At 63.3% G+C, this 26,349-nt stretch carries 23 protein-coding genes and 2 tRNA genes; 14 read left to right on the top strand and 11 right to left on the bottom strand.

Annotated features, from left to right (window positions below; all coding sequences use genetic code 11):
* Positions 1-28 precede the first annotated feature (28 nt).
* Together ABD928_RS00890 and ABD928_RS00885 are read left to right on the top strand one after the other, a co-directional pair.
* The gene (locus ABD928_RS00890) at positions 29-892 is read left to right on the top strand and encodes a glycoside hydrolase family 16 protein (protein WP_345165193.1); all 864 of its coding nucleotides are present in this window, start codon (positions 29-31) and stop codon (positions 890-892) included.
* Between the two features lies 1 nt (position 893).
* A complete protein-coding gene (locus ABD928_RS00885; protein ID WP_187714082.1) occupies positions 894-1,325 on the top strand; it encodes a DUF488 domain-containing protein in 432 nt (143 codons plus the stop codon).
* A gap of 16 nt (positions 1,326-1,341) precedes the next feature.
* Here ABD928_RS00885 and ABD928_RS00880 read toward each other — a convergent pair whose 3' ends face one another.
* The 3 genes from ABD928_RS00880 to gyrA form a co-directional block, all read right to left on the bottom strand.
* The gene (locus ABD928_RS00880; RefSeq protein WP_187714081.1) at positions 1,342-1,605 is read right to left on the bottom strand and encodes a hypothetical protein; all 264 of its coding nucleotides are present in this window, start codon (positions 1,603-1,605) and stop codon (positions 1,342-1,344) included.
* A gap of 152 nt (positions 1,606-1,757) precedes the next feature.
* A complete protein-coding gene (locus ABD928_RS00875) occupies positions 1,758-2,228 on the bottom strand; it encodes a host attachment family protein (RefSeq protein WP_187714080.1) in 471 nt (156 codons plus the stop codon).
* An 87-nt stretch (positions 2,229-2,315) separates the two neighbouring features.
* Positions 2,316-5,057 (bottom strand): DNA gyrase subunit A, encoded by a 2,742-nt coding sequence (gene gyrA / locus ABD928_RS00870; protein WP_425569731.1) that lies wholly within the window; start codon positions 5,055-5,057, stop codon positions 2,316-2,318.
* 520 nt (positions 5,058-5,577) lie between these two features.
* On the opposite strand from gyrA, the gene ABD928_RS00865 reads away from it, so the two are divergent.
* The 3 genes from ABD928_RS00865 to ABD928_RS00855 all read left to right on the top strand — a co-directional run bounded on the left by ABD928_RS00865 (position 5,578) and on the right by ABD928_RS00855 (position 8,856).
* Positions 5,578-6,897 carry a tetratricopeptide repeat protein gene (locus tag ABD928_RS00865; RefSeq protein WP_187714079.1) on the top strand — a complete coding sequence of 440 codons (1,320 nt, stop codon included), beginning with the start codon at positions 5,578-5,580 and terminating at the stop codon, positions 6,895-6,897.
* Positions 6,898-7,053: 156 nt separating this feature from the next.
* Entirely contained in the window at positions 7,054-8,736 is a 1,683-nt protein-coding gene (locus ABD928_RS00860; protein ID WP_345165183.1) for a histidine kinase dimerization/phospho-acceptor domain-containing protein, read from the top strand.
* A 45-nt stretch (positions 8,737-8,781) separates the two neighbouring features.
* Positions 8,782-8,856: transfer RNA gene (locus ABD928_RS00855), tRNA-Ile, on the top strand.
* 87 nt (positions 8,857-8,943) lie between these two features.
* On the opposite strand, the gene ABD928_RS00850 is transcribed toward ABD928_RS00855, so the two are convergent.
* Complete coding sequence (locus ABD928_RS00850) at positions 8,944-9,495, bottom strand: FMN-dependent NADH-azoreductase (protein ID WP_187714076.1); 552 nt, start codon at positions 9,493-9,495, stop codon at positions 8,944-8,946.
* A gap of 129 nt (positions 9,496-9,624) precedes the next feature.
* Between ABD928_RS00850 and ABD928_RS00845 the strand changes: the two genes are divergently transcribed.
* The 4 genes from ABD928_RS00845 (at position 9,625) to ABD928_RS00830 (ending at position 13,574) form a co-directional block, all read left to right on the top strand.
* Complete coding sequence (locus tag ABD928_RS00845; RefSeq protein WP_187714075.1) at positions 9,625-9,999, top strand: winged helix-turn-helix transcriptional regulator; 375 nt, start codon at positions 9,625-9,627, stop codon at positions 9,997-9,999.
* A gap of 71 nt (positions 10,000-10,070) precedes the next feature.
* Positions 10,071-11,057, top strand: coding sequence for a glucokinase (gene glk, locus ABD928_RS00840; RefSeq protein WP_187714074.1), 987 nt, complete (start codon positions 10,071-10,073; stop codon positions 11,055-11,057).
* A complete protein-coding gene (locus tag ABD928_RS00835) occupies positions 11,057-12,643 on the top strand; it encodes an MFS transporter (protein WP_187714073.1) in 1,587 nt (528 codons plus the stop codon). Before glk ends, ABD928_RS00835 begins: the two co-directional genes overlap by 1 nt.
* Positions 12,644-12,701: 58 nt before the next feature.
* Positions 12,702-13,574 carry an SMP-30/gluconolactonase/LRE family protein gene (locus ABD928_RS00830; protein WP_345165179.1) on the top strand — a complete coding sequence of 291 codons (873 nt, stop codon included), beginning with the start codon at positions 12,702-12,704 and terminating at the stop codon, positions 13,572-13,574.
* Positions 13,575-13,598: 24 nt separating this feature from the next.
* Here ABD928_RS00830 and ABD928_RS00825 read toward each other — a convergent pair.
* The 6 genes from ABD928_RS00825 to ABD928_RS00800 all read right to left on the bottom strand — a co-directional run bounded on the left by ABD928_RS00825 (position 13,599) and on the right by ABD928_RS00800 (position 19,117).
* A tRNA-Pro gene (locus ABD928_RS00825) sits at positions 13,599-13,675 on the bottom strand.
* 43 nt (positions 13,676-13,718) lie between these two features.
* Positions 13,719-13,982, bottom strand: coding sequence for a hypothetical protein (locus ABD928_RS00820; RefSeq protein ID WP_187714071.1), 264 nt, complete (start codon positions 13,980-13,982; stop codon positions 13,719-13,721).
* Positions 13,983-14,003: 21 nt separating this feature from the next.
* Positions 14,004-15,374, bottom strand: coding sequence for a M28 family peptidase (locus ABD928_RS00815; RefSeq protein ID WP_345165176.1), 1,371 nt, complete (start codon positions 15,372-15,374; stop codon positions 14,004-14,006).
* A 69-nt stretch (positions 15,375-15,443) separates the two neighbouring features.
* Complete coding sequence (locus ABD928_RS00810) at positions 15,444-16,514, bottom strand: PA0069 family radical SAM protein (RefSeq protein WP_187714070.1); 1,071 nt, start codon at positions 16,512-16,514, stop codon at positions 15,444-15,446.
* Positions 16,515-16,559: 45 nt separating this feature from the next.
* On the bottom strand, positions 16,560-18,164 hold the full coding sequence (locus ABD928_RS00805; protein ID WP_345165173.1) for a lytic transglycosylase domain-containing protein: 1,605 nt from the start codon (positions 18,162-18,164) through the stop codon (positions 16,560-16,562).
* 239 nt (positions 18,165-18,403) lie between these two features.
* Complete coding sequence (locus ABD928_RS00800) at positions 18,404-19,117, bottom strand: uracil-DNA glycosylase (protein WP_187714067.1); 714 nt, start codon at positions 19,115-19,117, stop codon at positions 18,404-18,406.
* 91 nt (positions 19,118-19,208) lie between these two features.
* On the opposite strand from ABD928_RS00800, the gene ABD928_RS00795 reads away from it, so the two are divergent.
* The 5 genes from ABD928_RS00795 (at position 19,209) to ABD928_RS00775 (ending at position 25,850) form a co-directional block, all read left to right on the top strand.
* Entirely contained in the window at positions 19,209-20,858 is a 1,650-nt protein-coding gene (locus tag ABD928_RS00795; protein ID WP_345165170.1) for an electron transfer flavoprotein-ubiquinone oxidoreductase, read from the top strand.
* Positions 20,859-21,039: 181 nt separating this feature from the next.
* Entirely contained in the window at positions 21,040-22,506 is a 1,467-nt protein-coding gene (locus ABD928_RS00790) for a tetratricopeptide repeat protein (RefSeq protein WP_345165167.1), read from the top strand.
* Complete coding sequence (locus tag ABD928_RS00785; protein WP_345165164.1) at positions 22,503-23,309, top strand: 4-(cytidine 5'-diphospho)-2-C-methyl-D-erythritol kinase; 807 nt, start codon at positions 22,503-22,505, stop codon at positions 23,307-23,309. The genes ABD928_RS00790 and ABD928_RS00785 overlap by 4 nt, the downstream gene beginning before the upstream one ends.
* On the top strand, positions 23,279-24,685 hold the full coding sequence (locus ABD928_RS00780; RefSeq protein WP_345165161.1) for an NAD(P)H-hydrate dehydratase: 1,407 nt from the start codon (positions 23,279-23,281) through the stop codon (positions 24,683-24,685). Before ABD928_RS00785 ends, ABD928_RS00780 begins: the two co-directional genes overlap by 31 nt.
* Positions 24,678-25,850 (top strand): class I SAM-dependent RNA methyltransferase, encoded by a 1,173-nt coding sequence (locus tag ABD928_RS00775; protein ID WP_345165158.1) that lies wholly within the window; start codon positions 24,678-24,680, stop codon positions 25,848-25,850. Before ABD928_RS00780 ends, ABD928_RS00775 begins: the two co-directional genes overlap by 8 nt.
* Here ABD928_RS00775 and ABD928_RS00770 read toward each other — a convergent pair.
* A complete protein-coding gene (locus ABD928_RS00770; RefSeq protein ID WP_187714064.1) occupies positions 25,847-26,296 on the bottom strand; it encodes an MAPEG family protein in 450 nt (149 codons plus the stop codon). The genes ABD928_RS00775 and ABD928_RS00770 overlap by 4 nt on opposite strands.
* Positions 26,297-26,349 lie beyond the last annotated feature (53 nt).

Below are 26,349 nucleotides of genomic sequence, written 5' to 3'. Positions count from 1 at the left end.
AGTCCTCATCCGAGGCGCTATCCAGTCGATGATGCTTGCCACATTGCTTTTGGCCGCTGCGGCCCAAGATGCCACGCTCTCGGCAAACAATTATGCTGTCGACGAGGTCATGCCCGCTCACCTCCCGGCCGTGCTGTGGTCGGACGAGTTCAATGGAGCGCGGCTCGACAAGGCCAAATGGAGCTTCGACACCTCCCGCAACAAGGAGGGTTGGTACAACAAGGAGCTGCAATATTACGCGGCCGACCGTCCGGAGAATCTCCGGCTTGAGAACGGTCGCCTCGTCATCGAGCTTCGCAAGGACCCGCAGCTGATCCGGAAGCGCCCGGACTGGGGCAAGCAGAAGTACAGCTCGGCCAAGATCGTCACCCGCGGAAAGGCGGCCTTCAAGTTCGGCTTCTTCGAGGCGTCGGCGAAGCTGCCGTGCACGCGCGGAAGTTGGCCGGCGTTCTGGATGATGCCGCAGGGATCAGCGCCCTGGCCCGACGGGGGCGAGATCGACATCCTCGAACATGTCGGGTCACAGCCGAACGTGGTCCACGCGAACCTGCACACCGGCCTGTTCAATCACACGAAGGGCACTGGACGCGGCGCACAGAAGGCACTTCCGACCGCCTGCAGTGCATTTCATCGCTACCAGCTTAGCTGGACGCCGGATGCGATTACGATCGGCGTCGATGACCGTGCCTACATGCGGGTCAGGAACGACCAGCCCGGCGTACGGGGAGCCTGGCCGTTCGACACGCCCTTCTACTTGATCCTCAACCTGGCGATGGGGGGCGATTGGGCCGGGGCGAAAGGGCTGGACGACGAGGCTTTGCCGCAACGTTTCGAGGTCGATTACGTTCGGGTCTACGAGATGGCGCCTCCGACTACGGACGGGAAAGAGTGAGATGAAAATCTTCACGATCGGATACGAAGGCGCGACGGTCGGGGAATTCCTGGAGGCGCTGACGCAGGCCGGTGTCAAGCGAGTGATCGACGTCAGGGCAGTGCCCAATTCGCGGCGGCCAGGCTTTTCCAAGACGCCGCTTCGAAATGCATTGGCGGACGCGGGGATCGACTATGTTCACCTGCGTGCTCTGGGAACGCCGGCGGATGGCCGGGCGGCGGCCCGGGCCGGCAAACAGATGGAGCTGGAGCGGATCTATGCGGGTCAGCTTGAACTGCCCGAGGCAATTGCCCAGGGCGCGCAAATGGCTGGGCTGGCGCAGGAGGAACCGAGCGCGGTGCTCTGCTACGAGCGCGACCCGGCGGGATGTCATCGAAGCTTGTTGCTGGAGGCGGTCACGCCAGGCGCTGAGGTGGTGCACCTCTACGCCTGACGAACACCGGTGCGCGTCAAGCTGCGCTGGATACCTGGAACGTCACCGCCCAATTGCCGACCGAGCCTTCGACCCGGCCGTAAGGGTTGACGGTCAGATGGAATTGCTCGCCCGTGTCGCGATTGATGCCGACCAGGTGGGTTGTGCCGGTGTCGTCCGTCGTCTCCGTAAAACGGCCGATCTGGCGCGCCTGGTCATTGCTGATCGGCTTGACGGTTCCGTCGTGGCCAATCGGAGTGAGGCCCAACGCAACTGCGACGATCGTCGTCATCATGGTCATTCTGATCTCCCTTTTTGGGCAGCGGTGCGCTGCGGGGAGGTCTCTTCAAGAACCATGCCAATTCGACGCGCAGAGGGAAGAGGCCGACAGATCGGCGAACGGCGGGGCAAGCGGATGGGACGAGGTGCTATATAATGGTAATACACCCCATCCTAAGCAGGCGGGGCGGCCTCACCGACCAGGAGCTCTTCGATGTCGGGAATCGGGCGGTCGGTCATTTCCTTGTTGATGGTCATGACCACGCGCTTTTCGACTTCCTTGTGAAGGCACTTCTTCAGGACGCCGAGCGCCTTCGGTGGAGCGATGATGGCGAGCGTGTCGAAGTCATTGCGAAGCGCGCGCTTCTTCAGCTCCTCCGCGGCGTCCTTGATCCAGCGGTCCTCTTCCTGCTGGTGAAAGTCGGTCTCGCCCATTGCAGGACGGAACGTGTCGGCGCCCCCGGAGGACATCCGCACGGCAGCTGTGCCGGGGCCGTCTGTCTTGATGTCCCGATCCTTGCGATCCTCACGCCGGTCATGCGCTTCGGTCCGAAGGTCGATTTGGTTCTGGTCTCCGTGATTGCGAAAGAACAGAACTTTCGTGCCATCGGCAACAAGGACGAGCGCATTGTGGGGAAGGGCCATTCAGGTTCTCCTTTGGACTGTCCAAAGCGAACGCGAAGCGCCCAAAAGCCGTTCCCACGGCTCACCGCAAGTCTGAACGCCTAGGCGCTACTCCGCACCGGGCTCGGGATCGGCGGGCCGTTCGAGCTCGCTTTCCCCGATCACGGCGCCTTCCTCCGGCGCCTTTTCGTCACCGCCGTCAAGTTCGATCTCATCCTCTTCGCTCTCGTCGATCTTGGCGACGCCGACGACATGCTCGTTTTCAGCGACCTTGAAGATCGTGACACCCTGCGTGTTGCGCCCGGTGATGCGAATGTCGCCGACGGTCGTACGAATGACCTTGGCCTGATCAGTGATGAGCATCAGCTGCTCGCCCGGCTTGACGGGGAAGCTCGCGACGACGGGACCGTTCCGCTCACTGGTGATAATGTTGATGATCCCCTGGCCACCGCGGTTCGTGCGGCGATATTCATAGGTCGACGTCCGCTTGCCGTAGCCGTTCTCGGTCACGGTCAGCAGGAATTGCTCCTTGTCGGCAATTTCCGCCCAACGCTCTTCCGAAAGACCCTCGGGGCAGCATCCACCGCGCCAGGTCGGCGACTTGAGATAGGCGTCGCGTTCCTCCTGCGTGGTGCCGGCACGGCGGAGGATCGACATCGAGATCACCTCGTCGCCGCCAAGCAAGCGGACACCTCGAACGCCGGTCGAGGTCCGGGACTGGAATTCGCGAACGTCGGTCGACTTGAAGCGGATCGCCTTGCCGTTGCGCGTGGCGAGGAGGACGTCGTCATCTTCGCTCAACAACTCGACGGCGATCAGGCGATCGCTCGGATCCGCCTGCTGCTCGTCGCCGTCGTCGCCGCTATCGGCGCCTTCGACGGCCGAGGTTCCGAAGCGCATCGCGATCTTGCCGGCTGTCGGGATATTCGTGAACGCGGCCATGCTGTTGCGGCGAACGGTGCCGTGCGCGGTCGCGAACATGATGTGCAGGTCGCCCCACTCATTCTCGTCCTGCGGCAGCGGAAGAACGGTCGAGATCGTCTCACCCTCCGCCAGCGGCAGGAGGTTGATCATAGGCCGGCCCTTGGTGTTCGGCCCGCCTTCGGGCAGGCGCCAGACCTTCATGCGGTAGACGCGGCCGAGGTTCGAGAAGAACAGCACCGGATTGTGAGTCGAAGTGACGAAGAGCGTGGTGACCGCATCCTCGTCCTTGGTCTGCATGCCGGCGCGGCCCTTGCCCCCGCGCTTCTGCTCACGGAACAGAGCCAGTGGAGTGCGCTTGATGTAGCCGGTCATGGTCACGGTCACGACCATGTCCTCGACCTCGATCAGGTCTTCGTCCTCGATGCCTTCGGCAGCGGGGGCGAGCTCGCTCATGCGCGGCGTTGCAAACTCGCGCTCGACCTCGTCGAACTCCTCGCGCATCACCTCGTAGAGTCGGACGCGGTTGCCGAGGATTTCCAGCAGTTCGCCGATCGAGTCCGCCAGCTCCTTGAGTTCCTTGCCGATCTCGTCGCGGCCGAGTGCCGTGAGACGGTGCAGGCGAAGCTCGAGGATCGCTTTTACCTGCGCTTCGGAGAGCTGGTAGGTGTCCGACTTGCCTTGCGGCTCGACGGCCTCGACCAAGGCAATGTAGGGACGGATCTCCGCCCCGGGCCACTTCCGATCGAGCAGCTTCTCGCGGGCTTCGGCGGGGCTTGCCGACCCCCGGATCAACTTGACGACCTCGTCGAGATTGGTGACCGCGACGACCAGGCCGAGCAAGATGTGCGCCCGCTCGCGCGCCTTCAGCAGCTCGTACTTCGAACGGCGGGTAATGACCTCTTCGCGATACTTTACGAAGCTTTCGATGATGTCGCGGAGCGTGAGCGTTTCCGGGCGTCCGCCGCGAATCGCCAGCATGTTGGCCGGGAACGACGACTGGGCCGGCGTGTGCCGCCACAGCTGATTGAGGACGACGTCGGGAGTAGCATCGCGCTTCAGGTCGATGACGATCCGGACGCCTTCGCGGTTGGATTCATCGCGGATGTCGGAGACACCTTCGATGCGCTTGTCCTTGGCGGCTTCGGCAATCTTCTCGACGAGGCCGGACTTGCCGACCTGGTAGGGGATCTCCGTCAGGACAATCGAGCGCCGATCGCCACGGCCTTCTTCGACCTCGTAGCGCGAGCGCATCATGATCGAGCCGCGGCCCGTCGTGTAAGCGCTTCGGATGCCGGACTGGCCGAGGATGAAAGCGCCGGTGGGGAAATCCGGACCCTTCACATGCTCCATCAGACCTTCGGAGCTGACGGTCGGATCGTCCATATAGGCACGGCATGCCGCCAGAACCTCGCCCAAGTTGTGCGGCGGGATGTTCGTGGCCATGCCGACCGCAATGCCGCCGGCGCCATTGACCAGCAGGTTGGGGAAACGGGCGGGGAGGACCTGCGGTTCGCGCTCCGATGCGTCATAGTTCGGCGTGAAGTCGACTGTGTCCTTGTCGATATCCGCGAGCAGGAAGTTGGCGACCTTGGCCAGCCGCGCTTCGGTGTAGCGCATCGCCGCCGGAGGATCCGGGTCCATCGATCCGAAGTTGCCCTGGCCGTCGACCAGCGGAACGCGAAGCGACCACGGCTGCACCATCCGGGCCAATGCGTCGTAAATCGCGCTGTCGCCGTGCGGGTGATACTTACCCATGACGTCACCGACGATGCGGCTCGATTTGCGATAGGGTCGCCCGGCGACATAGCCTGCTTCCTGGCAGGCGTAGAGAATGCGACGATGGACCGGCTTCAGGCCGTCGCGCACGTCGGGCAGCGCCCGGCTCACGATCACGCTCATCGCGTAATCGAGGTAGCTGGTCTTCATCTCATCGACGATTGAGATGGGAGCGATATCGCTAGGGTCTGTCGGGCCGGTCAGTTCTGCCGGCGGTTCGGTGGCCAAGTCTGATGATCCTGTAGGTCTGCTGATGCGGATACGCAGGGGAATCCGCCGCTTTGCACGGCGGTGCCCCCCAGATAGGAAGGCCTAGCCCGATTTCCACCCGCGCGCCAGAGCGCGCGCGTACGCGCGCGAGGCTTTGAGCGCAGATCCTGTGGACAGAAAATAGAAACGGCCCGGTCTCTGGAGGGTGACCGAGCCGCTTCCGAGGTGGGTCCCGCCAGTTCCTGAGGTGTCGAAGCCAAGGGAGGTGGCGAGACCCAATATTCGATTAGTCCATTTCCGGACGGGAAAGACCTTATCCGAAGTTAGCAGCGGCGCGCCCGGCGGCCGGTTCAACGAGAATTCAGTTGGCCTCGTACAGCGGTCTTGGCGTTCCATTCGCCTGGGTTTATTGGCCCCGGCGCAGCAACGCGCCGCAAGGACGGCGCACGGGAGAGCAATAGTGAAATCGACTACTCTGGCGCTTGGTGCCGTACTCGCCGCTTCGACGGCACTTTCAACATCGGCTTACGCCCAGCGTGAAGGCTACGGCTCCAGCGCGCCCCAGCAGATGCCGCGCACCGCCGGCGACAAGGAAAACGAGCAGAAGCAGCCGGCCAAGGGCGGCACCGCGACCGTCCAGATCGGCGACAAGAAGGTCAAGATCTCAGCGGCGTTCGCCAAGGCCTACCAGGAGCTGGTGACGGCCGTTGATTCCAACGATACGGCAAATATTCCGGCGAAGGTTGCCGCGGCGCAGGCGGCGGCTCAGTCGCCCGATGAGCGGTACCTGACTTCGCAGGCGCAGCTGAAGGCTGGCGTTGCGAGCAAGAATTACGCCGAGATCGCGACCGCCCTCGATGCGCTGATCGCTTCGGGAAGGCTCGACCAGCCACAGTTGGCGAACTTTTACCTGAACCTCGGAAAGGCGAGATACAATCTCAAACAGTATCCGCAAGCCATTGCAGCGTATGAGAAAGCTCAGCAGCTCGATCCGGCGAATGGAGAAGTCGGGGCGCTCCTGGCCCAATCGCGCTCCGCGGGTGGAAACCCCGCCGAAGCGGTGGCAGCATTGCGCCAGAGCATTGCGCAGCAAAGTGCCAACGGCGGAAAGGCACCCGAGGCTCTGTACAGGCAGGCCCTTTCGCTCGCGTACAAGGCCAAGCTGCCGGTTTCGTCGGAGCTGAGCAGGCAGTGGGTCGCGGCCTACCCGGCACCGGGCAACTGGCGTGATTCCGTCGGCATCTACCGGAACCTGAATACGGTCGACGAAGCCGGTACGCTGGACCTCTATCGGCTGCTTCGCGCGGTCAATGCGATGAAGGATGAAAGCGACTACGATCGCTACGCCTATCTTGCGCTGATGAAGGGCTATCCAGGCGAGGCCAAGGCCGTTCTTGAGGAAGGCGTTGCCGCCAAGGTCGTCGACCTCGGCAAGTCGCCGTTCAAGGAAGAGATCGCCGAGGCGAAGACGAAGTCGGCAGGCGAGGCCTCCGGCCTCGATGCGGCAGCGGCGAAGGGCCTGAACGCTGCGACGGCAAAGGTTGCCGTTGGAAACGCGGACTTGCTCTACGGCTACGGCCAGTATGCCAAGGCGGTCGAGATCTATCGGGCAGCGTTGAAGAAGCCTGGAGCCGACGCCGGGCTCATCAACCTGCATCTTGGCATGGCCCTGGCCCGTGCCGGCGACAAAGCTGGGGCGACCGCGGCATTGAATGCCGTGACCGGACCTCGGGCTGAAATCGCCAAGTACTGGCTCACCTACGTCGGGACACTGGCGTAAGAGGATGGGAGGGGCGCCGGGAAACTGGCGCCCTTAATCCCTTGGAATTCTGACGTTTGCCCTGTCCCAAATCGGGATGGTTAAGCATCTGCCCCTTCCGTACGAACGCGCGCCCGTGAACGGTGGGCCCACCGGTCGTGAAGGAAGCGGAAATTAGTGCGGTTCGATGATCGCCTGAATACGGTGCTGGCGCAGCCCGCGTCCAATGCGCACGACCGCGCCGTCCGCTGGCGCCAACTGGTCGAGCTTCTGGCGCGCTCTACCGACCTTTCGACCCCTCTCGCCCAGCGGGCGCTTGAGGTCATCCTGTCCGATGCGCCGAGCATTGAGCAACCGCTCCGTGCCGCCGCCGCGCGTGCCGTAGCCCGGCCGCAGCTTCCCGTTGCACTGGTCATTTTCTTCGCGAGCGACACTGTGGCCGTGTCCGCACCGGTTCTTGCGTCCGCCGGACTGCAGCCATTTCAGTGGAAGGATGTGCTGGCGACGGCTAGCCCCGACAGCCGGCAGTTCATCCGATCGCTTTATCCGGCGCTTCCTGCTTGGGGCGCAGCACAGCCGGCGCCGCCGCCGCCTTCTCCCGTGGCTCCCCCGGTCGACCTCGAGCCCGAGACGCTGGCGGTTTCCACGGACGAGGCCGTGCCTGAACCCGTTCACGAACATGACGTCGAACAAGAGCCGGTACCACGGCCGGAGCCAGATCCCGCACCGACTGTCCCGCAAGCGCAGATGCCGCCAATCCCGTCGATCAGCGAGGTCCTGGCCCGGATCGAGCATCTTCGCGAGGAACGGCAGGTCAATCGCGCCCAGTCGTATCCGGCGATGAGGGCAGCCTTGCCACCGGTCGCTCCAGTCGAGGGCTCGCCGCCGCTCTTTCGATGGGAGTGTGGCCCGTCCGGGGAAATCGGCTGGGTCGAAGGTGTGCCAAGGGGACCCCTGGTCGGGCGTTCGCTTGCGAGCCCGCAGGAGCACAACGGGGTCGACCAGCGCATTCAGCGGGCGTTCTCGGTCCGGGCGCCGTTCCGCGATGCGATCATGACCGTTTCGGGCGAGGGGCCCGCCGCCGGGGAATGGAAGCTGAGTGGGGTGCCGGCGTTCGAACCGACCGATGGCCGTTTCGCGGGCTACCGGGGAGTCGGAGTGCGGTCGATGGACCGCATTGCGGAAGAGGTTGTTTCTGCCGCCGAGGAGCCGCTCGACGAGGACGCCCTCCGCGAGCTGATCCACGAACTACGCACGCCGCTCAACGCGATCATTGGCTTCGCGGAAATTATCGATGGCCAGTATCTCGGTCCGGCCGAGGAGCCCTATCGCGAACGCGCCGCAGAAATCGTGGCCCAGGCGAGGTTGCTGCTCTCGGCGATCGAGGATCTCGATATTGCGGCGAAGCTTCGATCCGCCACCGCTCTTGAAGGCTCGACCGATCTCAATGCCCTCCTGACCCGCCTATCGGAGGAATTGAAGACTCGGGCGTCCGAGCGCCATGGCCTCACCGAGGTCCATCTCTCCCGTATCCCCGCGATCGCCACCTTCGACCAGAACGTACTGGAGCGGCTGATGCGCCGGTTCTGCTTCGCGCTGATCGACGTGGTCGAGCCCAAGGAGAAGCTGACGATCGCGCTCGACTGCGACGTCGGCCAATGCCTGGTGACGATGAATCGCCCGCAAGCTCTTCGCGGACTCAGCGAAGCGCAATTGTTCGGCCGGCTTGAGGATGGCGCGGACGTGCTTGCTGCGGGCTTTTCGCTGAAACTCGCTCGGGGGATCGCACAGACGGCGGGCGGCGACCTTCGCGTAACCGGAGAAAAGCTCGCCCTCGTTCTGCCGCGCCGCCGAGGCTAGCTTGCGCCGGACGCGCGCCGAGCGCTAACGCATCGCAACCGGTGAGGGCCTGTAGCTCAACGGTAGAGCCGGCCGCTCATAACGGCTAGGTTGGGGGTTCGAATCCCTCCGGGCCCACCACATCTTTGATCAAGCATCGAGCCCCGGCCGCGGGGACTTGCGACCGAGGCTCGAACTGCGAGCGGACTAGGTCGCCCGCGTTCCTAATCAGGCTGCGAGGCGGAGGGTTTCTCCCTTGGCCTGGCTCAGCGAGCTTTCCCGCTGCTCGGGGCTGATCGCGAGGCCATCGGCTGCGACGAACTCGGGCTCGATGCCAATGAAATTGAACACGCCGCGCAGATAGGTCTCGAGATGCTCGAGCGACGAAGCCGGCGAGCTTTCATGATAGAAACCGCCGCGGGCGAGGGCGATGATGACGCGCTTGCCCTTGGCGAGGCCCTCAGGTCCGCTGGCCGTGTACTGGAAAGTCTTCCCGGCGACGATGATCCTGTCGATCCAAGCCTTGAGCTGGGTCGGCAGCGTGAAGTTATACATCGGGGCGCCGATGACGATCGTGTCGGCAGCCAGGAATTCGTCGAGAACCTCGGTGTTTGCGAACGCATCGAGCGTGAGGTGCGGGAGTGGGTCGGAGGCCAGGTCGCGATAGATCACGTTCGCTCCCCACTGTCCGGCCTTCAACTGCTCGACGATCGAACGGCTGATCGCGCGGCTGGCACTGTTTTCGCCGTTGATGCTGGCGTCGAGATGCAGGATGGTCACTATTGCCTCCTAAGTATGGATTTGTTACCGAGGCACCCTAAATAACTACAGCAGAATCGCCCGCAAGAACGCACTTTTTTGTTTTGGACGAACAAATTTGTGAGCCGGGAACATGGAGGTGACCGACCGATGAAAGACCCTTCGAATCCAGTTTGCCGGACCATCAGCACCTTGCTTTCGCGCATTGGCGACAAGTGGACCGTGCTTGTCGTGCAGACGCTTGGGGACGGGTCGAAGCGGTTCAACGAGCTTCGGCGCGAAATCCCCAGCGTGTCGCAGCGCATGCTGACGCTGACGCTTCGCAACCTGGAGCGCGATGGATTGGTCAATCGCACGGTCACTCCGACGATTCCTCCGCGCGTGGATTACGAGCTGACCGAGCTCGGCCGATCGCTGCAGAAGCCCATTTGCGGGCTGGCTACCTGGGCGACCGAGAATGTGGAGGCGATCCACCTGGCGCAGGCGAAGTTCGATGCCGACCACGATCGCCGTGATGCGGCTTGATCGAACGGCTCTGGCAGCTTTGTCGATCGCTTACTACTAGGGCACCCGTTCGGAACGGGGAGTCACTGTAGATGAAGACAATTGCGGCAGCCGATGTCGGAGGGACGCACGCGCGCTTCGCGCTGGCGTCAATCGATGACGGCCGCGTGGTTCATCTCGGTGAGCCGGTCACCGTGAAGACCAGCGAGTTCGCAAGTTTCCAGCACGCATGGCAGGAATTCGGTCGCCGGATCGACCAGCCACTTCCGAACGAGCTCTCCATCGCCTTCGCCGGCCCGGTCGGCGGCGAAGTCTTGAAGCTGACCAACAATCCCTGGGTGATTCGGCCAGCGTTGATGCACGAGCGGCTCGGCGTCGAGCGCTTCGTCATCGTCAATGACTTCGCGGCGATTGCCTATGCGGTCGCCGGTCTGGATGGGTCGGCTTACCGGCACATTTGCGGGCCAGAGGCCGATCTGCCCACGACCGGCGTGATCTCAATCGTCGGCCCCGGCACGGGGCTCGGCGTGGCCAGCCTCCTCAAACGTGCGGACGGCTATGACGTCATTGCGACCGAAGGCGGCCACATCGACTTCGCGCCTCTCGATCCGCTCGAGGACAAGATCCTCGATCACCTTCGTGCGAATTATCGCCGGGTGTCGGTCGAGCGGCTGGTTTCGGGCCGCGGCCTTCTCAACATCTACGAAGCGCTCGGCACGATCGAGAAGAGACCGTACACGCTGCGCGACGAGAAGGACCTGTGGACCGCAGCCCTTGCGGGCACCGACACGCTCGCCGCAGCTGCGCTGGACCGCCTGTGCCTGGCCTTCGGAGCCGCGGCCGGAGATTATGCGCTGGCGCAGGGAGCACATGCAGTCGTGCTCGCCGGCGGGCTGGGCTTGCGACTGGTTGATTTTTTGCCGCGTTCCGGTTTTCGTGACCGCTTCATTGCGAAGGGCAGATTCGAGCGGATGATGGACGAAATGCCGGTCAAGGTTATCGTCCACCCGCAACCGGGCTTGTTCGGTGCAGCCGAGGCGTTCGCAAGCAACCATGGTGTGATCGAATCCGAGCGCTGATGTTGAGCACCAGCACGCTTTCCGACCGCCGAGGTCTGATTGCCTTCATCATAGGCGTAATCGCCGTCACCGCTGGCGTCCTGCTTCATGCCCCGATGTTCTGGATGGGCCGGAACATGCACTTCATGCTCGTGGGCATGCCGATGGGCAGCGACATGATCTTCGGCATGTTCCTGATCGTGGCGGGCATTGCCGTCGCCGCTTACGGCCTGCTTCCGAAGAATGTATCAGGCATCCTGTCGGCGTCGCAGGACATCGTCGTCTCTCCGCCCGAGGATGCGCCGCTGTCGAGGGCGCACTGGATGCTGATGGGCGTTCTGGTGATCGCTCTGATCATCGACATCATGAAGCCGGCCAGCCTCGGCTTCACTATCCCCGGCATGGTCAAGGAATATGACGTTCCCAAAGCGACGGCGTCGCTGGTTCCGTTCTTCGCGTTGAGCGGTACGGTCGTCGGCTCGGTCGTGTGGGGCGTCATCGCCGACATCTACGGCCGCAAGGCCTCCATCCTGCTGTCGGCCGTGATGTTTGTCGGCACGTCGATCTGCGGAGCGATGCCATCGCTCTACTGGAACATCGGTATGTGTTTTCTGATGGGCGCGGCCGCAGGCGGAATGCTGCCGGTGACCTACGCACTGCTGGCCGAGATGATGCCGAGCAAGCATCGCGGATGGAGCCTGGTGCTGGTGGGTGGCCTTGGTGCCGTTGGCGGATATTTCGCGGCGAGCGGGTTCTCGGCGCTTCTCCAGCCTTACTTCGGCTGGCGAATCCTGTGGCTGCTGAACCTGCCAACCGGCCTTTCTCTCGTACTCCTTGGCGCCTTCATTCCCGAGTCGGCGAAGTTCCTGCTCGCGCGCGGGCGCCGGGAAGAAGCGCGGCAAGTCATGGCGCGCTTCGGGTCAGAAGCCCGCTCGACCCGCGCGGCCGAGACGGTTGCCCTGGCCAAGGGATCGTCCGTCGCGCTCACCGGCCGTGCCTTCTTCGGGAAGCTGTTCGCGCTCAGCCTCGCGGCAGTTTGCTACGGCCTGGTCAACTTCGGATTGCTGCTCTGGCTCCCGGCCGACCTTGTCGCACGCGGCTACAGCATGGAGCTCACCAGCAGACTGCTTGCTGAATCGGCGCTTATCGCCTTTCCGACCGTGTTCCTGGTCGCCTATTTCTACAGCCGCTGGAGCACGAAGTGGTCCGTTGTCGGCTCGATCGGAGTGACATTGCTCGGACTAGCCGGCGTTTTGTGGCTCGAATTCACGGGGCAGGGAAGCCCGGTATTTCCCGTCGCCTTGCTCATCGTCGGAACGAACGGACTGGTGGCGATGCTGCTTCCGTACGCGGCGGAGAGCTTCCCTTTGAGAATCCGCGGTCGGACGACCGGGACCGTGGCCGCTTGCACCAAGGCGGGCGGGATGATTGCCCAGTTCCTGGCCATCCTGGCGCTGGTGCCGCCTCTGGACGTCGTCTCGCTGATCATTATCGTTCCCACGATCCTGGCGCTGATCCTGGTGGCCGTGTTCGGCAAGGAGACGCGCGGTCGGGATTTGCGCGACCTCGATCCCGACGGGCACACGTTTGCCGCGACGGGAGTGTAACGATCTGTTTGGACGCTTTCCGGCAGAATAGTCCGGAGGGGATGCAGGGGAGCCGTCGATGAGCCGCCAAGCGCATCTGGTTTGGGAAATAGGGGCCGCGCTGGGAGAAGGTCCCGTCTGGGTCGAGCGAGACCAGGCTCTCTGGTTTGTCGACATCAAGAAGCGGCAAGTCCACCGCGTCGATCCGGAAAGTGGCGATCAGCAAAGCTGGGAAGCGCCTGCCCAGGTGGGTTTCGTTCTTCCTGCGAAGGGCGGAGGCTTCATCGCCGGCTTGCAAGGCGGCCTGCACCACTTCGATCCGAAGAAGGGCACGTTCAGCCTTCTGGTTGCGGTCGAACCGGACATGCCGGACAATCGGTTGAACGATGGTGTGGTCGACCCGGTTGGGCGCCTATGGTTCGGGACGATGGACGATACCGAGCGATCGAAGACTGGTGCCTTCTACTGCTACTACCGCGGCAAGTTGATGCGGACGAACGTGGCCAACATCTCGATCACCAACGGACCCGCGATCTCTCCTGACGGCAAGATGCTTTACTGGGTCGATACGCTGGGCGGCACCATTTCGGCCTGCGAGATCTGGGGAGATGGGCAGCTGGGCCCATCGCAGCTGGTCGTCCGGATCGACCCTTCCGAGGGCCACCCGGACGGCCCGACTGTCGACAGTGAAGGCTGCATATGGATCAGCCTGTTCGCGGGGTGGGAAACGCGGCGCTATTCGCCCGCCGGCGAATTGCTTGAGCGAGTTCGATTCCCGGTCGCGAACATTACCAAGATCGCGTTTGGGGGAGCCGATCTTCGGACGGCTTTCGCGACGACGGCAACGCATCTGCTCAAGCCCGAGCAACTGGACCAGCAACCGCTCGCGGGGTCCGTCTTCGCTTTCTCTGCGGGCGTTACAGGCATCGCCTGCCCCTTGGTCGAGGACTGAGGAGCGTCGCCGCAAGCGTTGAAGTGGTCGGGGAGACAGGATTCGAACCTGCGACCCTCTGCTCCCAAAGCAGATGCGCTACCAGGCTGCGCTACTCCCCGACGGCGGGCCTGCTAGACGAAGGGTCGCGCAGGGACAACCTCGCTATTGATGATTGCCGTCGTGGCCGTCGTTATCGCGGCTGACATTGACGTCGACATCGACGTTCCCGACCTTGTTCTGGACTTTGTCAGCGGCTTGGTCGACGTCATTGGCGATCATCCCGCCGATGTTTTCGGCCGTGTTGCCGATGTCCGCCGCGGTGTTCTCGGCCACATCCTGGTTGAACGAAACGGTGGTCGAGTTGTCATCCTTGCTGACCTGGCAGGCGCCGAGCAGAAGAAGCGGTATTGCAAACAGAATTCGCATGGGATCCTCCCTTTCAGGGTCTCAACGCCGTTTGCCCCGTTTCGGCTCCGGCTCAATTCCGCCGGAGAGCGTTGCCAGCATCGCAGTGTAAGCCGCGACATTCTGGCGGAGCGCCTCGGGATCAATCTTGTCCAGCGTGTCATCAGGCGTGTGATGAAGATCGAAGTAATGCGTGCCGTCCTGGCTGAGGCCGACACCCGGCATCCCTGCATTGAGCAAGGGCTCGATGTCGGAGCCATCCGCCTTGTCGAGTGAGCCCGGGACGATGCCCAGCGGAGACAAGGCCAGCTGAAGCGCCTTGCCCTCCGCTTCACGGTCCTTGCCGAGCTTGCTGTCCACCTTCCAGATGCGGTCGGCGCCGAAATCGCTTTCGGCGATCGCATAGTGCGGCTCGCTGCCGTGCTTCTTCTGATAATCGAAGCCGCCGAACAGGCCGACCTCCTCCGCACCGAACCAGACGACGCGGATGGTGCGCAACGGCTTGCCAGCATCCATGATCCGCTTCGCGGCAGCCGTGGTGATTGCGACGCCGGACGCATCGTCGATTGCCCCGGTTCCGAGATCCCAGCTGTCGAGATGGCCGCCAACCAAGAGAATGGGGGCCTTGGAATCGCGCCCCGGGACTTCGGCGATAACGTTTCCGGATTTGCCTTGAGTGACCTGCGAGACAAGCGTCAGCCGCATGGTGACCGGCTTGCCGCGCTTCAGGATGCGCTGAAGCTGTTCGGCATCAGGGATGCTAAGCGCTCCGGCGGGAATGGGCTTCACTCCGTCTTCAAACCGCTGGACGCCGGCATGCGGGTTGCGGTGATAGTCGGTACCGATCGAGCGAACGATGATTGCGATCGCACCTTTCCGGCTCGCGACTGATGGGCCCTGCCGGCGTGGTGCGCCGAAATAGCCGTAGCTCGAGCCGTCCTGCGTGCGTGGCATGGCGTGCGACACGAAGACGATCTTACCGCGAACGGTCTCGGCTGGTGCCGCTTCGAACTCCGCCTCGGAATTGAAGCCGACCACCTCCCCAGTGATCCCTTCGCCCGGCGTCGATGCGCTGTTGCCGAGCGCTGTCACCACCATCTTCTGCGGAAAGGGTCCAAGGATTTCCGCCGCCTCCCGGCCACGGGTCCAGACCGGCATGTCGAACGGCTCGATGCGGACGTTGGAAAAGCCCATTGCGGTGAGCTTGCGGACCGCCCAATCGCGAGCCCTTGCCTCGGCCTCCGTGCCGGCCATTCGCTGGCCCACCTCGGTCGTCAGACCTTCAACGATGTCCCAGGCATAGTCGTCCTTCAACGCGGCATCGCGGAGGCCGGAGACTTGGGGAGGCACAGCCTGAGACAAAGCTGGAGCGGCAGTCGCGAGCAGAAGCGCGGCAATGAACGGATTACGCATGGGCATTGCGTAGGGCAGGGAGCCGGGCGAAGTCACCCCGGCGTTCGATAAAAAGCGCGCCCAAATCCATCAAAGCAGCCTCAGTTGATTGCCCTGCGGTGGTTGGAAAAGGTCGCGCCGGAGCCCGAACCTGGACTGCGGCAGGCCGTATTTCTTCGCGGCTTTCTCGAAGCGCGTCCGCAGGAGATCGGCCCATGGACCCTGACCCTGCATTCGGCTGAAGAAATTGGGATCGTTGTCCCGTCCTCCGCGAAGGGACTGGATGGTTGCCATGACCTTCCCTGCACGGTCGGGAAAATGCTCGTCGAGCCAAGCACGGAAGAGGGGTGCCACCTCGTGGGGGAGACGGACCGGGAGGTAGAAGCCGCCGCGAGCTCCGGCCTTCGCTCCGGCCTCGACTAGAGCTTCCATCTCGTGGTCGGTGATCTGGGGCACGACCGGGGCGATGGCGATGTGGCAAGGAACGCCCGCATCGTTGAGCGCCTTGATCGCGGCAACGCGCCGGTGTGGAGCGGGGGCCCTCGGCTCCAGCGCCCGAGCCGTCTTTGGGTCGAGTGACGTCACGGACAGCGCCACGGACACGATCCCAAGCTCACCCGCGGGCTTCAGCAGGTCCAGGTCCCGCAGCACCCGGTCGGACTTGGTAGTGATGGAGAAGGGGTGCCGCGTCTCGACCAGCAACTCGATGAGCGCTCGGGTGATTCGCCATCGTTCCTCGATTGGCTGATAGGGGTCGGTGTTCGTCCCCATCGCGATTGGAGCGCAGTCGTATCCGGACCGCGACAAGGCCGCATGAAGAAGCTGCGCTGCATTGGGCTTGGCGAACAGCCGGGATTCGAAATCTACGCCAGGCGAGAGGTCGTGAAAGGCGTGCGTCGGCCTCGCGAAGCAGTAGATGCAGCCGTGCTCGCAGCCCCGATAGGCGTTGACCGATCGGTCGAAACCGATGTCGGGCGACTTGTTGCGGTTCAGGATAGACTTGGGATGTTCGATCGTGACCGTCGTCCGTCGCTTCGGCACGCCGTCTAACGCCTCAACCGAATCCAGCCATTCTCCTTCCGTCAGCCGCTTCTGGAGATTGAAGCGCGTCGGGATTGGATTGCGCGTCGCTCCGCGCCCCTTGATCGACTCGATTGGCATGTCGCGAAATTACGCCGCACGCCAGAACGAAACAAGAACAAAGACTCAGGGTTCGCCGGCGGACCGGAGTTCAGAAGCGGCGGCCAGATTGGTCTTGGCGGTCGGAAAGGCCGGCCAGCGATGCTGGACCAGTGCGTCGAGCGTCGGCGTCTCTGCGCCCGCTATCCCTTGGTAAACCCACAGGTTTCGAAGAACTGCCGGAACGTAGTAGCGGGTCTCCCAGTAGGGGATGGATTCAATCCAAAGCAGCGGGTCGGCGGGAGCCATATAGGCCCAGCGCGCTACGGGCAGCGGTCCGGCGTTATAGGCAGCGATAATCTTCGGAAGCTGGCCCTGGGTGGCTGAAGACGACCGCATCGCTTCAATGAAGCTCTGGCCGTATTCGATGTTCGCGGTCGGGTCGTAGAGGCTCCCGGCATCGTAGCCGTTGCGCCGGGCCATGGCATTGGCGGTCGTCGGCAGGACCTGCATCAGGCCAACGGCGCCGGCGGGGCTGACCACGTCGGTGCGGAAGTTCGATTCCTGCCGCATGTGTGCGAGTGCGAGGGCCGGGTCGATGCGCCAGCCATTACGCGGCATCCAGCGCGGGACAGGATAGCGATCGACCGCATCGACAACGGCGCCATACTGTCCATTGTGAGCGAGCCAGTATTGCGCCGACGGAAGGTCGAGCTTGCGGGCCAGCTCGATCAACGCGTGATGATCCTGGACCCGGCCGATTTGGGCCTGGTGCTCGATCAATTCCTCAGCGAGCCAGGGCTGGCCGATGTTTCTCAGCTCTTCCGCGCGCCGGACGTTGGGCAGGTTGGCGATACGGCTGATGCCGTTGTGAATATCGGGCGGCAGGCGGCGATCGACGCCTAAAGTCTCGCGGGCGAGCAGGCCGTAAAAGCTTTCAGGCGAGTTGGATGCCAGCCGGAGCAATGGAGCAACTGCTGCAGGCCTGCGGCACATCTGCTCAGAACGTGCGGCCCAGTAGTAGCCCGCGGCGGAAAGCTCGCGCTGCTGCGCCCGGCTTCCCACTTCTTTGAATGAGAAGGAGGCTGCGTTGCAGTCGTTGAGCCGCCACGATGCAAGGCCGGATACCCAGGCCGATTGGCTTGCCCAATCGCCCGTAGCGCCTTGCCGATAGGTATCGGCCACTCGTCGCGCGTCGGTATCGCGGCTGATCGAGTAATATGACCATGCGACCCGCTGTCCCGCTTCGGCGCGTGCTTCATAGCTGAGCGACGGAGCGGCCTGGATTAGCAGCAACTCGGCATTGACCGCGTCGTCAGCCTTGATCAGCGGATCGAGCTGCGACCGAAGCTGATCCGCGGCGGGCTCGCCAGCGACGGCCTTCGCCTTCATTCGGCTGGGCGAATTGCCGAGCCAGGTGACCGGCTTCTTCGCGACATAATAGGGATAGTTCGTCATCCCCCGCGTCAAAGCGAGGCGCGATAGCTGCTCTGCCTGCGGCAAATCCGGAGCTTCGGCGAGAAGCGCCTGGATTTGGCCAAGCGATACGACGGGCGAGCCTTTGGCGGTGTAGAGCTCTGCCTTGGCGACAGGCGTCAGGGTGTCTTGAGGGAGGGCGACGATCCCGGCTTGCGCCTCAGCCCAACGGCCGCCGCGGATCGCCGAGAACACCTCGGCCCAATTGCGGGGCACGCGAATTGCTACGACGGGGGCCGGCGGTGAATTCGTGGTTGGAAACGGAGGCTGGACGACCAAGGACCCTGGAGGGGTGGCGTTCGGACTGATCACAGCCGGCGATTGCTGGGTACTGGGTACCGGAACGAGGATGGCAGGAGGGCTGACCGCCGGTTGAGCCGGCAGCGGAGCGAGCGGGTCCGACGCCTGGCCCTGCGTGGCCGCTGCCGCGGCTGCTGCAAGAATTAGGTGGATGCTCAAACTTCGTCCTCCATCAGAAGCAGAAGGTCGCCCCACGCGAGTGCCTTGTTCGATGGCCGGTCGAGCAGGAACCGCGGGTGGAACGTGGCTACCGTGCGCACCCCTTCGATTTTGTGAACGTGGCCGCGGGCTGCCGCCGCGGGCTTGCCCAAAAGTGCCTTGCTGGGGCCATCTCCGAGCAGGAGAAGTCTCTTGGGCTTTGCGAGTGCGATCTGTCGCCGGGCAATCGCCGCGCAAGCTTCCAGCTCCGCCGCCGTGAGGCGCGATCCGGGAGTATGAACGCAGGAGATGTTTCCGACATACGCCTGCTCCGCGTTGAAGCCGATGGCTGCCAGCATTCGTTCGGTTAGTTCCCAAGCAGGCCCAGCGATCGGCTGGCCCTCCGCCACGTCTTCGGCCGACGGCATGTCGAACAGAAGCATGATCTCGGCCGCCTCCGCCCCAATGGGAAGCACTCGACGCGAATGGGCTTTCGCAAATGGTAGAGTGGGAGTTTCACCGAGCCAGGATCGGAATGCGTCAAGGCTGGCGGGTACTTCTTCAATGGATTCAGATGCGTCAATGACGTGCGCCTCCGGCGTGGAAGCGGCCGCCGCGCCCAGCCACGCGCGCGGCTGCTCCTGAATTGCGACATCGACGCCAGCTTCCAGCCACCAGCCAAGCACGCTGGCAGCCTCGGCCGCGCTCAAACGGTCGTGCTCCCCACCCATGCCACGGATTCTCCACTAGCATTGACGGCGCGGTCAAGGAAAAGCAGGGCTGTCGTGGGCGAGGCGCCCTGCCTGTGCGACGAGGGGAACGATGAGCGAACGCGAATCCATGGCCTATGACGTGGTGATCGTCGGCGCGGGGCCTGCCGGCTTGTCCGCCGCGATCCGTCTGAAGCAACTTGCCGCCGAGGCCGGGCGCGAGATCTCGGTCTGCATCCTCGAGAAGGGCAGCGAAGTCGGGGCACACATTTTGTCCGGTGCGGTAATCGACCCCAAGGCCCTCACTGAGCTCATACCCGACTGGAACGACAAAGGCTCGCCGCTCACCGTCCCGGTCACTGAAAATCACCACTGGGTCCTGTCGAAAACCGGCAAGTTCGGCATGCCGCATGTCGCCTTGCCACCGTTCATGCGGAACAAAGGGACGTACACCCTCAGTCTTGGGAATTTCTGCCGCTGGCTGGCCGGGCAGGCCGAGGAACTCGGCGTCGAGATTTTTCCAGGATTTCCGGCCGCCGAAGTGCTGTTCAACGAGGACGGCTCGGTAAAGGGCGTCGCGACAGGCGACATGGGCCTTGCTCGCGATGGCTCACACCGTCCGGACTACCAGCCAGGTATGGAACTGCATGCCAAGTACACGTTCTTTGCGGAGGGTGCCCGCGGCAGTCTGACCAAGGAACTGACCCGCATATTCGGGCTGCGTGATCAGTCCGGACCACAGGTTTTCGGTCTGGGTGTCAAAGAGTTGTGGGAGATTCCTGCTGACAAGCATAAGCCTGGACGAGTCATTCATTCGCAGGGCTGGCCCCTGGATGACGCCTGGGGCGGCGGATTTCTCTATCATCAGGAGAACAACCAAGTCGCCTTGGGCTTCGTGGTCGCCCTCGATTACTCGAACCCTTATTTGTCGCCGTTCGAGGAATTCCAGCGCTGGAAGACGCATCCGGCCATTCGCGCCGAAATCGAAGGCGGCCGTCGACTGTCGTACGGCGCCCGCGCCATTAATGAGGGGGGCTGGCAAGCCATTCCCCAGCTCGCTTTCCCCGGCGGCGCCCTGATCGGATGCTCGGCCGGGTTCGTGAACGTGCCCCGGATCAAGGGCACGCACACGGCGATGAAGTCGGGGATGCTGGCCGCCGAGGCCGCGTTCGACGCGCTCTGCAAGGACCGGTCCAGTGACCTTCTCGAAGCTTACGAGCCCTCCGTCCGCTCCAGTTGGATCGACAAGGAATTGCGGATGGTGCGCAACGCCCAGCCCGCGGTAGCGCATTTCGGCGGCCTGCTTGGGACGCTTTATGCGGGTTTCGACATCTGGTTGGGCCAGTTGGGCATTCGACTGCCCTGGACGCTGAAGCACAAGGCCGACAACACGACGCTTCGTAGGAAGAGCGAAGCCAAGAAAATCGACTATCCGAAGCCGGATGGCGTGCTGACCTTCGATCGTCTGACATCGGTGTTCCTGTCGAACACGAACCATGAGGAAGACCAGCCCGTTCACCTGACGCTAAAGGATGCGACCGTACCCGTGGACGTGAATTTGGCGCTCTACGACGGGCCCGAACAGCGTTATTGTCCGGCGGGCGTCTACGAGTTTGTCGAAGAACCGAACGGAAAGCCCCGGCTGCAAATCAATGCCCAGAACTGCGTCCACTGTAAGACCTGCGACATCAAGGACCCGACCCAGAACATCAACTGGGTCACCCCGGAAGGCGGCGGAGGGCCGAATTACCCGAACATGTAGGGTCACCACCGTCGCGCTGGCGCTGATCGCTTCAGCCGCGTCGGCGCCTGCTGGAGCCGTTGCCACTTCGAATGCCTCCCGAATCTATCTCGAAGGTCGGGCGGCGGCGATCGATGGCAATCATGCCCGATCCGCGCAGCTCCTTGCCCAACTGGCGGACACGAACCCGTCGAGCCAGCCAGTGGTCAGGGAAGCGCTGGCCCAGGCGATCAGCGCCGGCGACATGAAGTTGGCACTGAAGCTCGTTGGCAGCCTTCCTGCGGCAAGTACGCCGATCGAAGCGCGCATGTTGCAGGTTGCCGAGGCACTGCGGTCCAACGACAACAAGCTCGCGCTCGCTCTGCTGCGGCAACCGACCGAGGCAGGAGACGTCGGATTTGCTGGGCCGTTCCTCGAGGCATGGGTCGAGGCCGATGCGGGCAACGAGGCAAAGGCGATTGCGGCCTTGGACGGCGTGGCTCCAAACAACCTGCTGGCTGCCCTGGAACCCGAGAACCGCGCTCTCATCCTGATCAAGTTCCGCCGAACCGCACAAGCTCAGCCGTTTATCGACCAGGCCTTGAAAGGCGGCGGCATCCGCTCGCTCCGCATGCGTCTCGCTTTCGCGGACGCCTTGGTTGCCGCAGGAGACAAGGATCGGGCCCAGACGATCCTTCAGGGCTTGAACAGGGGCGCCGCACCGGCCGCGGAAAAGGTCCTGCAAGGCAAGTCGTCGAGCATTCGCATCGACAATAGCCGGCGGGCATTTGCCGAGTTGCTCGATTTCATCGCCGTCGAATTCGACCGTATGCGCAACGAGAAGCTTCCTGTGTCGTTCGCGCAGGTCGCTCGTTACGCTGCGCCCGAGAGCAGCGCGACGGCCCATACGCTCGGCCTGATGCTCGGCCAGCGTGGCCGTGCGGATGAAGCAATTGGGGTTCTCCGGGGGATCCCGGCTGCGGATCCGCTCGCGGCCCAGGCCCGCGATACGGAGGTGCGCTCGCTAGTCAGTGCGGATCGGGATGCGGAGGCCCTCCAGGTCGCGCAGAAGTCCGCTTCCGCTGCGAACGCTGGGGTGAGTGATTACGCCCGACTTGGCGACGTCCTCTCCAATTTGAAGCGCTATGAAGAGAGCGCCGGTGCGTATAACCGCGCGGTCCAGATGCTTGGCCCCAATGCCAAACCCGAAGAGCGTTGGCCGTTGCTGTTCCTCGAGGCGACGTCTCTGGAGGAGGCGAACCATTGGCCGGAAACGCGCGATCTCCTTGGCCAAGCGCTTGCCCTCGCTCCGGACCAGCCAATCATTCTGAATTTCCTGGGTTATGCGAAGCTGGAACGTGGCGAAGACCTCGACACGGCCGAGGCGATGATCCGCAAGGCCAGCGCGCTTGCTCCTGACGATGCTTCGATCACGGATTCGCTCGGCTGGGCCGTTTTCAAGCGCGGGAGGACAAAGGAGGCGATCGAAATCCTGACCCGCGCCGCGAAGGGCGATCCGGCACAGGCGGAGATCCACGAGCATCTTGGCGACGCCCTCTACAAGGCCGGCAACAAGTTCGAGGCGCGTTATTCCTGGTCCGCAGCGCTCATTACTGCGGAGAATGATGACGCGGTCCGTCTCAAGGCCAAGCTCGACAATGGCCTGACTCCGGCGAACGCCGCGCCTTGACGGAATATTGCGAGCCGGCGCCGGCAAAGCTCAACCTCGCGCTGCATGTTCGTGGCAAGTTGCCCGACGGACGCCACCGGATCGAAACGATCTTTGCCTTCTGCACAGATGGTGACGAGTTGTCCGCCGCTGACGCCGACAACTTGTCTCTTGATGTTCGAGGCCCATTCGCCGGCGATCTTGGCAATCCTGCCGATAATTTGGCTCTTCGCGCCGCCAACGCGCTTCGTGAGCATGCCGGGACCGATCGGGGCGCTAGGCTTACGCTAACCAAAAGTCTCCCAGTCGCATCAGGCATTGGTGGAGGATCGGCTGACGCGGCCGCCGCGCTTCGTTTGCTGACGCGATTGTGGAGCATCGATCCTGCGCATGCGAGTGCCGTTGCGCCTGGCCTCGGCGCGGACGTCCCTGCCTGTTTGCTAAGCATGAGTGTCAGGGGAGATGGGGCGGGGGATGAGCTGGTGCCCGTGGACGCAGGCGTCAGCGGCACACCCGTTCTGCTCGTGAATCCGCGGGTTGAGCTCAAGACTGCCGATGTATTCGCAGCTTGGAACGGGGAGGATAAGGGCCCTCTCGGCGATTGGCGCGCAGGCAGGAATGACCTCGAGGTGGCCGCCATCGAACAGGTGCCGCTCGTTGGGACGGTCCTGGCGTGGCTCTCAGTTCAGAACGGCGTCAGCTTCGCACGAATGTCGGGGAGCGGTGCGACTTGTTTCGCCCTGTTCGAAAGCGAGGATGCCAGGGATCATGCCGAAATCGCCGTCCCGCGGGAATGGTGGCGGCTGGCGACCTATCTGCGCTAAGCGCGCGCAGGATGACTTGCAGACCGATCCTGACGACGGAGGCGATGATCGCCGCTGAGAAGCGTGCGATCGACGCGGGAACTCCGGTCGAAACTTTGATGGAGCGCGCCGGGGCTGCCCTCGCCGAAGCAGCGTTCGGATTTGTTGGGAAGATGCCGGCGTTGATCCTCTGCGGACCGGGGAACAACGGCGGAGACGGCTATATCGTTGCCCGCCATCTTGCCGAACGGGGAGTGGCCGTTCGCGTTGCCGCGAGCTCCGAGCCGAAAAGCGAGGCTGGGAAGTGGGCCCGTGGGCGGTGGCCTGGTCAGGTGGAGATACTGGGGGGAAGCACAGATCCTGCGCCTCTCGTCATTGATGCTCTATTCGGAACCGGACTCAGGTGTGGACTAGAGGCTTCTCTACTAGAACAGTTTTCCAGACTGAACCGAGGCGCTCAAACACGCATCGCGTGTGATGTGCCAAGCGGTGTCGACAGCGATAGCGGCGTAATGCTGAGCGAGATTCCAGACTTCGACATGACGGTCACGTTCGGCGCTCTCAAGCCCGCCCATCGGTTGATGCCGGCAATGCAAAGGTGCGGACGTGTCGTCCTTGCGGATATCGGGGTCGCTGCGGGAAGCGATTGGTCGGAAATCGGCCGCTCGGCTTTGCCGCAGATCGATCCTGAGGCGCATAAGTACAGCCGCGGGCTGGTCCACCTGCTGGCAGGGAAAATGCCCGGCGCGATCGCCTTGTCAGCTAAGGCGGCGGCTCGTTCGGGTGCGGGTTACGTCCGTGTGAGTACCTCGCGATCGATCGAAGGCCTGCCGTACGCCATCGTCCAGACCGATATAGGTCAAATCAATGACGAAAGGATCGGCTGCCTTGTCGTTGGGCCGGGGATGGGAGACTTGCCGCAGGTTCTGAGTCTGGCACTCACTTCTCATGCACCGAAGGTCATCGATGCGGATGCCATCGCGCAGCTGGGCGAGCCGGAACGGCTTCGAGAACAGGACGCGGTCTTGACCCCGCACGAGGGCGAATTCGTGCGACTGTTTGGAAAGCTCGAAGGCTCGAAGGCGGAGCGGGCTCTCGCGGCCGCCCGGCGTTCCGGGGCCGTGGTGGTCTACAAGGGACCGGATACGCTCGTCGCATCGCCAGATGGGCGGCTAGGCTTTGCGCCTCCCGCCCCGACCTGGCTGGCATCGGCTGGAACGGGCGACGTGCTGTCGGGAATGATTGGAGCTCTGCGGGCACGCGGCATGGCTGCGTTCGAAGCGGCTTGCGCGGCCGTTTGGCTCCATGGTCGCGCCGCGGAGATCGCGGGTTCAGGCATGATCGCCGACGACCTGGTCGAAGCAATTCCGAGCGCGTTCGACCACCTGAATGACTGAGACCGTCATCCGCATCGCTGCACGGGGCGATGGCGTGACCGACTACGGCTCCCACGTTCCCTTCGCAGCTCCCGGTGATATCCTTCAGGAGGACGGCGCCCTGAGGCATGGGCCGCACCATCAAGTGCCGCCATGCCGTCACTTTCCGGAATGCGGCGGATGCCAGCTTCAGCACGTCGACGACCAGGCTTACCTGCAGTATTTGGTCTCCCGGGTAGAGACGGCGCTGGCTCAGCACGGTCTCGCCACCGATATCCGCGAACCGCATCTATCCGCGCCGAACAGCCGGCGCCGTGCGAGCCTCCGTACGCTGATGACGGGGCAGGGCGCCGTGATCGGCTTCAACGCCGAGAAGTCGAACCGCATCGTGGACATGCGCGAATGCCATATCCTGCGTCCGGAGCTGTTCGCGCTGGCCGCCCCTCTTCGAAAGTTGCTGGGAGGGTTGTTGCAGCCCCGGGCTACGGCTGAGGTGCAGATGACGCTGGTCGATCGCGGACTGGACCTGCTCCTGAAGGGAGTGGAGCCTGAAGGGTATGAGGCAATGGAGGCGCTCACGGCATTCTGCGAGCGCCACGGGCTGGCACGACTGTCAATCGATCAGGGATTGGGCCCGGAGACGCTCTACGAACCCGTTCCTGCAACGGTCACGCTCTCCGGAGTTGCCGTTGGATTTCCGGTCGGCGGCTTCCTTCAAGCTACCGATGACGGGGAGAACGCGCTCGTTGGCGCTGTTCTAGAGGCTACCAGCGAGCCCGAGCGAACTGCGGACCTGTTTGCGGGGCTGGGGACATTCGCACTAGCGCTTTTAGGCAAGGTTTATGCCGCAGAGGCTTCGCGTAATGCGGTTCTGGCTCTCAAGAGAGCCGCTCCGCATATCGCTGCGGAGCATCGCGATCTTTATCGGCGGCCACTCGACGCCGCGGAACTCAGTGCTTTTGACGCCGTCGTCCTCGATCCGCCGAGGGCGGGCGCTGAACAGCAGGTCGCGGCTCTGGCGAAATCCGCAGTGGCCAAGATCGCCTACGTCAGCTGCAATCCTGCGACCTTCGCCCGGGACGCGAGATCGCTCGTGAACGGCGGCTACCGGCTCGAATGGCTGCGACCTGTTGGCCAATTCCGCTGGTCGACCCATGTCGAGCTTGCAGCCGCTTTCACTCGCTAGAGGATCCCGCAGTCGTGCAGGATGCGTGCACCAGCGTGCACGGTCAGGCCCAGCAGGCAGAACGACGACAGGGCAAAGCATGTAAAGCGGTAGAGTACGACGTTTACGGTCGCCTGGATGATGCTGTGGAGCACTCGTAGCCCAACGTAGCCCCAGGCGAGCCAGACGTTGATGCCATAGCCCATATCCATGAGCGCGAGGGTCAACGCGATCGCATAGAAGATCGTCGGTTGCTCCATCAGGTGATTGTAGTTGTGGGATTTCCACTGGACATCGTCGGGAAGGACGCCGTCCAGGTTAGCGCCTCTGCCTCCGCGGCGCGCCGTACCTAACGTAATGCCAGCCTTCCGCATCGCCGGGATGCGGGTGAGCAGCATCCAGAACATGACGATCAGCGTCCAGGCGACGAGTGCCACCACGGGCGCGAGTATCGGGCTGTAGTGCATGAAAAAGCCTCCCCTGTTTCCAGGGGAGGCTGCTTCAGTTCGTTACGGTTGGC

It is taken from the genome of Sphingomonas daechungensis (assembly GCF_039543105.1).
Taxonomy (GTDB): Bacteria; Pseudomonadota; Alphaproteobacteria; order Sphingomonadales; family Sphingomonadaceae; genus Sphingomicrobium; species Sphingomicrobium daechungense.
Note: the sequence above shows the minus strand (reverse complement) of the source record. Positions and strands in the feature narration are given on the sequence as shown.

Coding starts and splice junctions, on each gene's coding strand:
- ABD928_RS00890 (WP_345165193.1), top strand. CDS start 29: ATGATGCTTGCCACATTGCTTTTGGCCGCTGCGGCCCAAGATGCCACG.
- ABD928_RS00885 (WP_187714082.1), top strand. CDS start 894: ATGAAAATCTTCACGATCGGATACGAAGGCGCGACGGTCGGGGAATTC.
- ABD928_RS00880 (WP_187714081.1), bottom strand. CDS start 1,605: ATGACCATGATGACGACGATCGTCGCAGTTGCGTTGGGCCTCACTCCG.
- ABD928_RS00875 (WP_187714080.1), bottom strand. CDS start 2,228: ATGGCCCTTCCCCACAATGCGCTCGTCCTTGTTGCCGATGGCACGAAA.
- gyrA (WP_425569731.1), bottom strand. CDS start 5,057: ATGAAGACCAGCTACCTCGATTACGCGATGAGCGTGATCGTGAGCCGG.
- ABD928_RS00845 (WP_187714075.1), top strand. CDS start 9,625: ATGAAAGACCCTTCGAATCCAGTTTGCCGGACCATCAGCACCTTGCTT.
- glk (WP_187714074.1), top strand. CDS start 10,071: ATGAAGACAATTGCGGCAGCCGATGTCGGAGGGACGCACGCGCGCTTC.
- ABD928_RS00835 (WP_187714073.1), top strand. CDS start 11,057: ATGTTGAGCACCAGCACGCTTTCCGACCGCCGAGGTCTGATTGCCTTC.
- ABD928_RS00830 (WP_345165179.1), top strand. CDS start 12,702: ATGAGCCGCCAAGCGCATCTGGTTTGGGAAATAGGGGCCGCGCTGGGA.
- ABD928_RS00820 (WP_187714071.1), bottom strand. CDS start 13,982: ATGCGAATTCTGTTTGCAATACCGCTTCTTCTGCTCGGCGCCTGCCAG.
- ABD928_RS00815 (WP_345165176.1), bottom strand. CDS start 15,374: ATGCGTAATCCGTTCATTGCCGCGCTTCTGCTCGCGACTGCCGCTCCA.
- ABD928_RS00810 (WP_187714070.1), bottom strand. CDS start 16,514: ATGCCAATCGAGTCGATCAAGGGGCGCGGAGCGACGCGCAATCCAATC.
- ABD928_RS00800 (WP_187714067.1), bottom strand. CDS start 19,117: ATGGGTGGGGAGCACGACCGTTTGAGCGCGGCCGAGGCTGCCAGCGTG.
- ABD928_RS00795 (WP_345165170.1), top strand. CDS start 19,209: ATGAGCGAACGCGAATCCATGGCCTATGACGTGGTGATCGTCGGCGCG.
- ABD928_RS00780 (WP_345165161.1), top strand. CDS start 23,279: ATGGTGGCGGCTGGCGACCTATCTGCGCTAAGCGCGCGCAGGATGACT.
- ABD928_RS00775 (WP_345165158.1), top strand. CDS start 24,678: ATGACTGAGACCGTCATCCGCATCGCTGCACGGGGCGATGGCGTGACC.
- ABD928_RS00770 (WP_187714064.1), bottom strand. CDS start 26,296: ATGCACTACAGCCCGATACTCGCGCCCGTGGTGGCACTCGTCGCCTGG.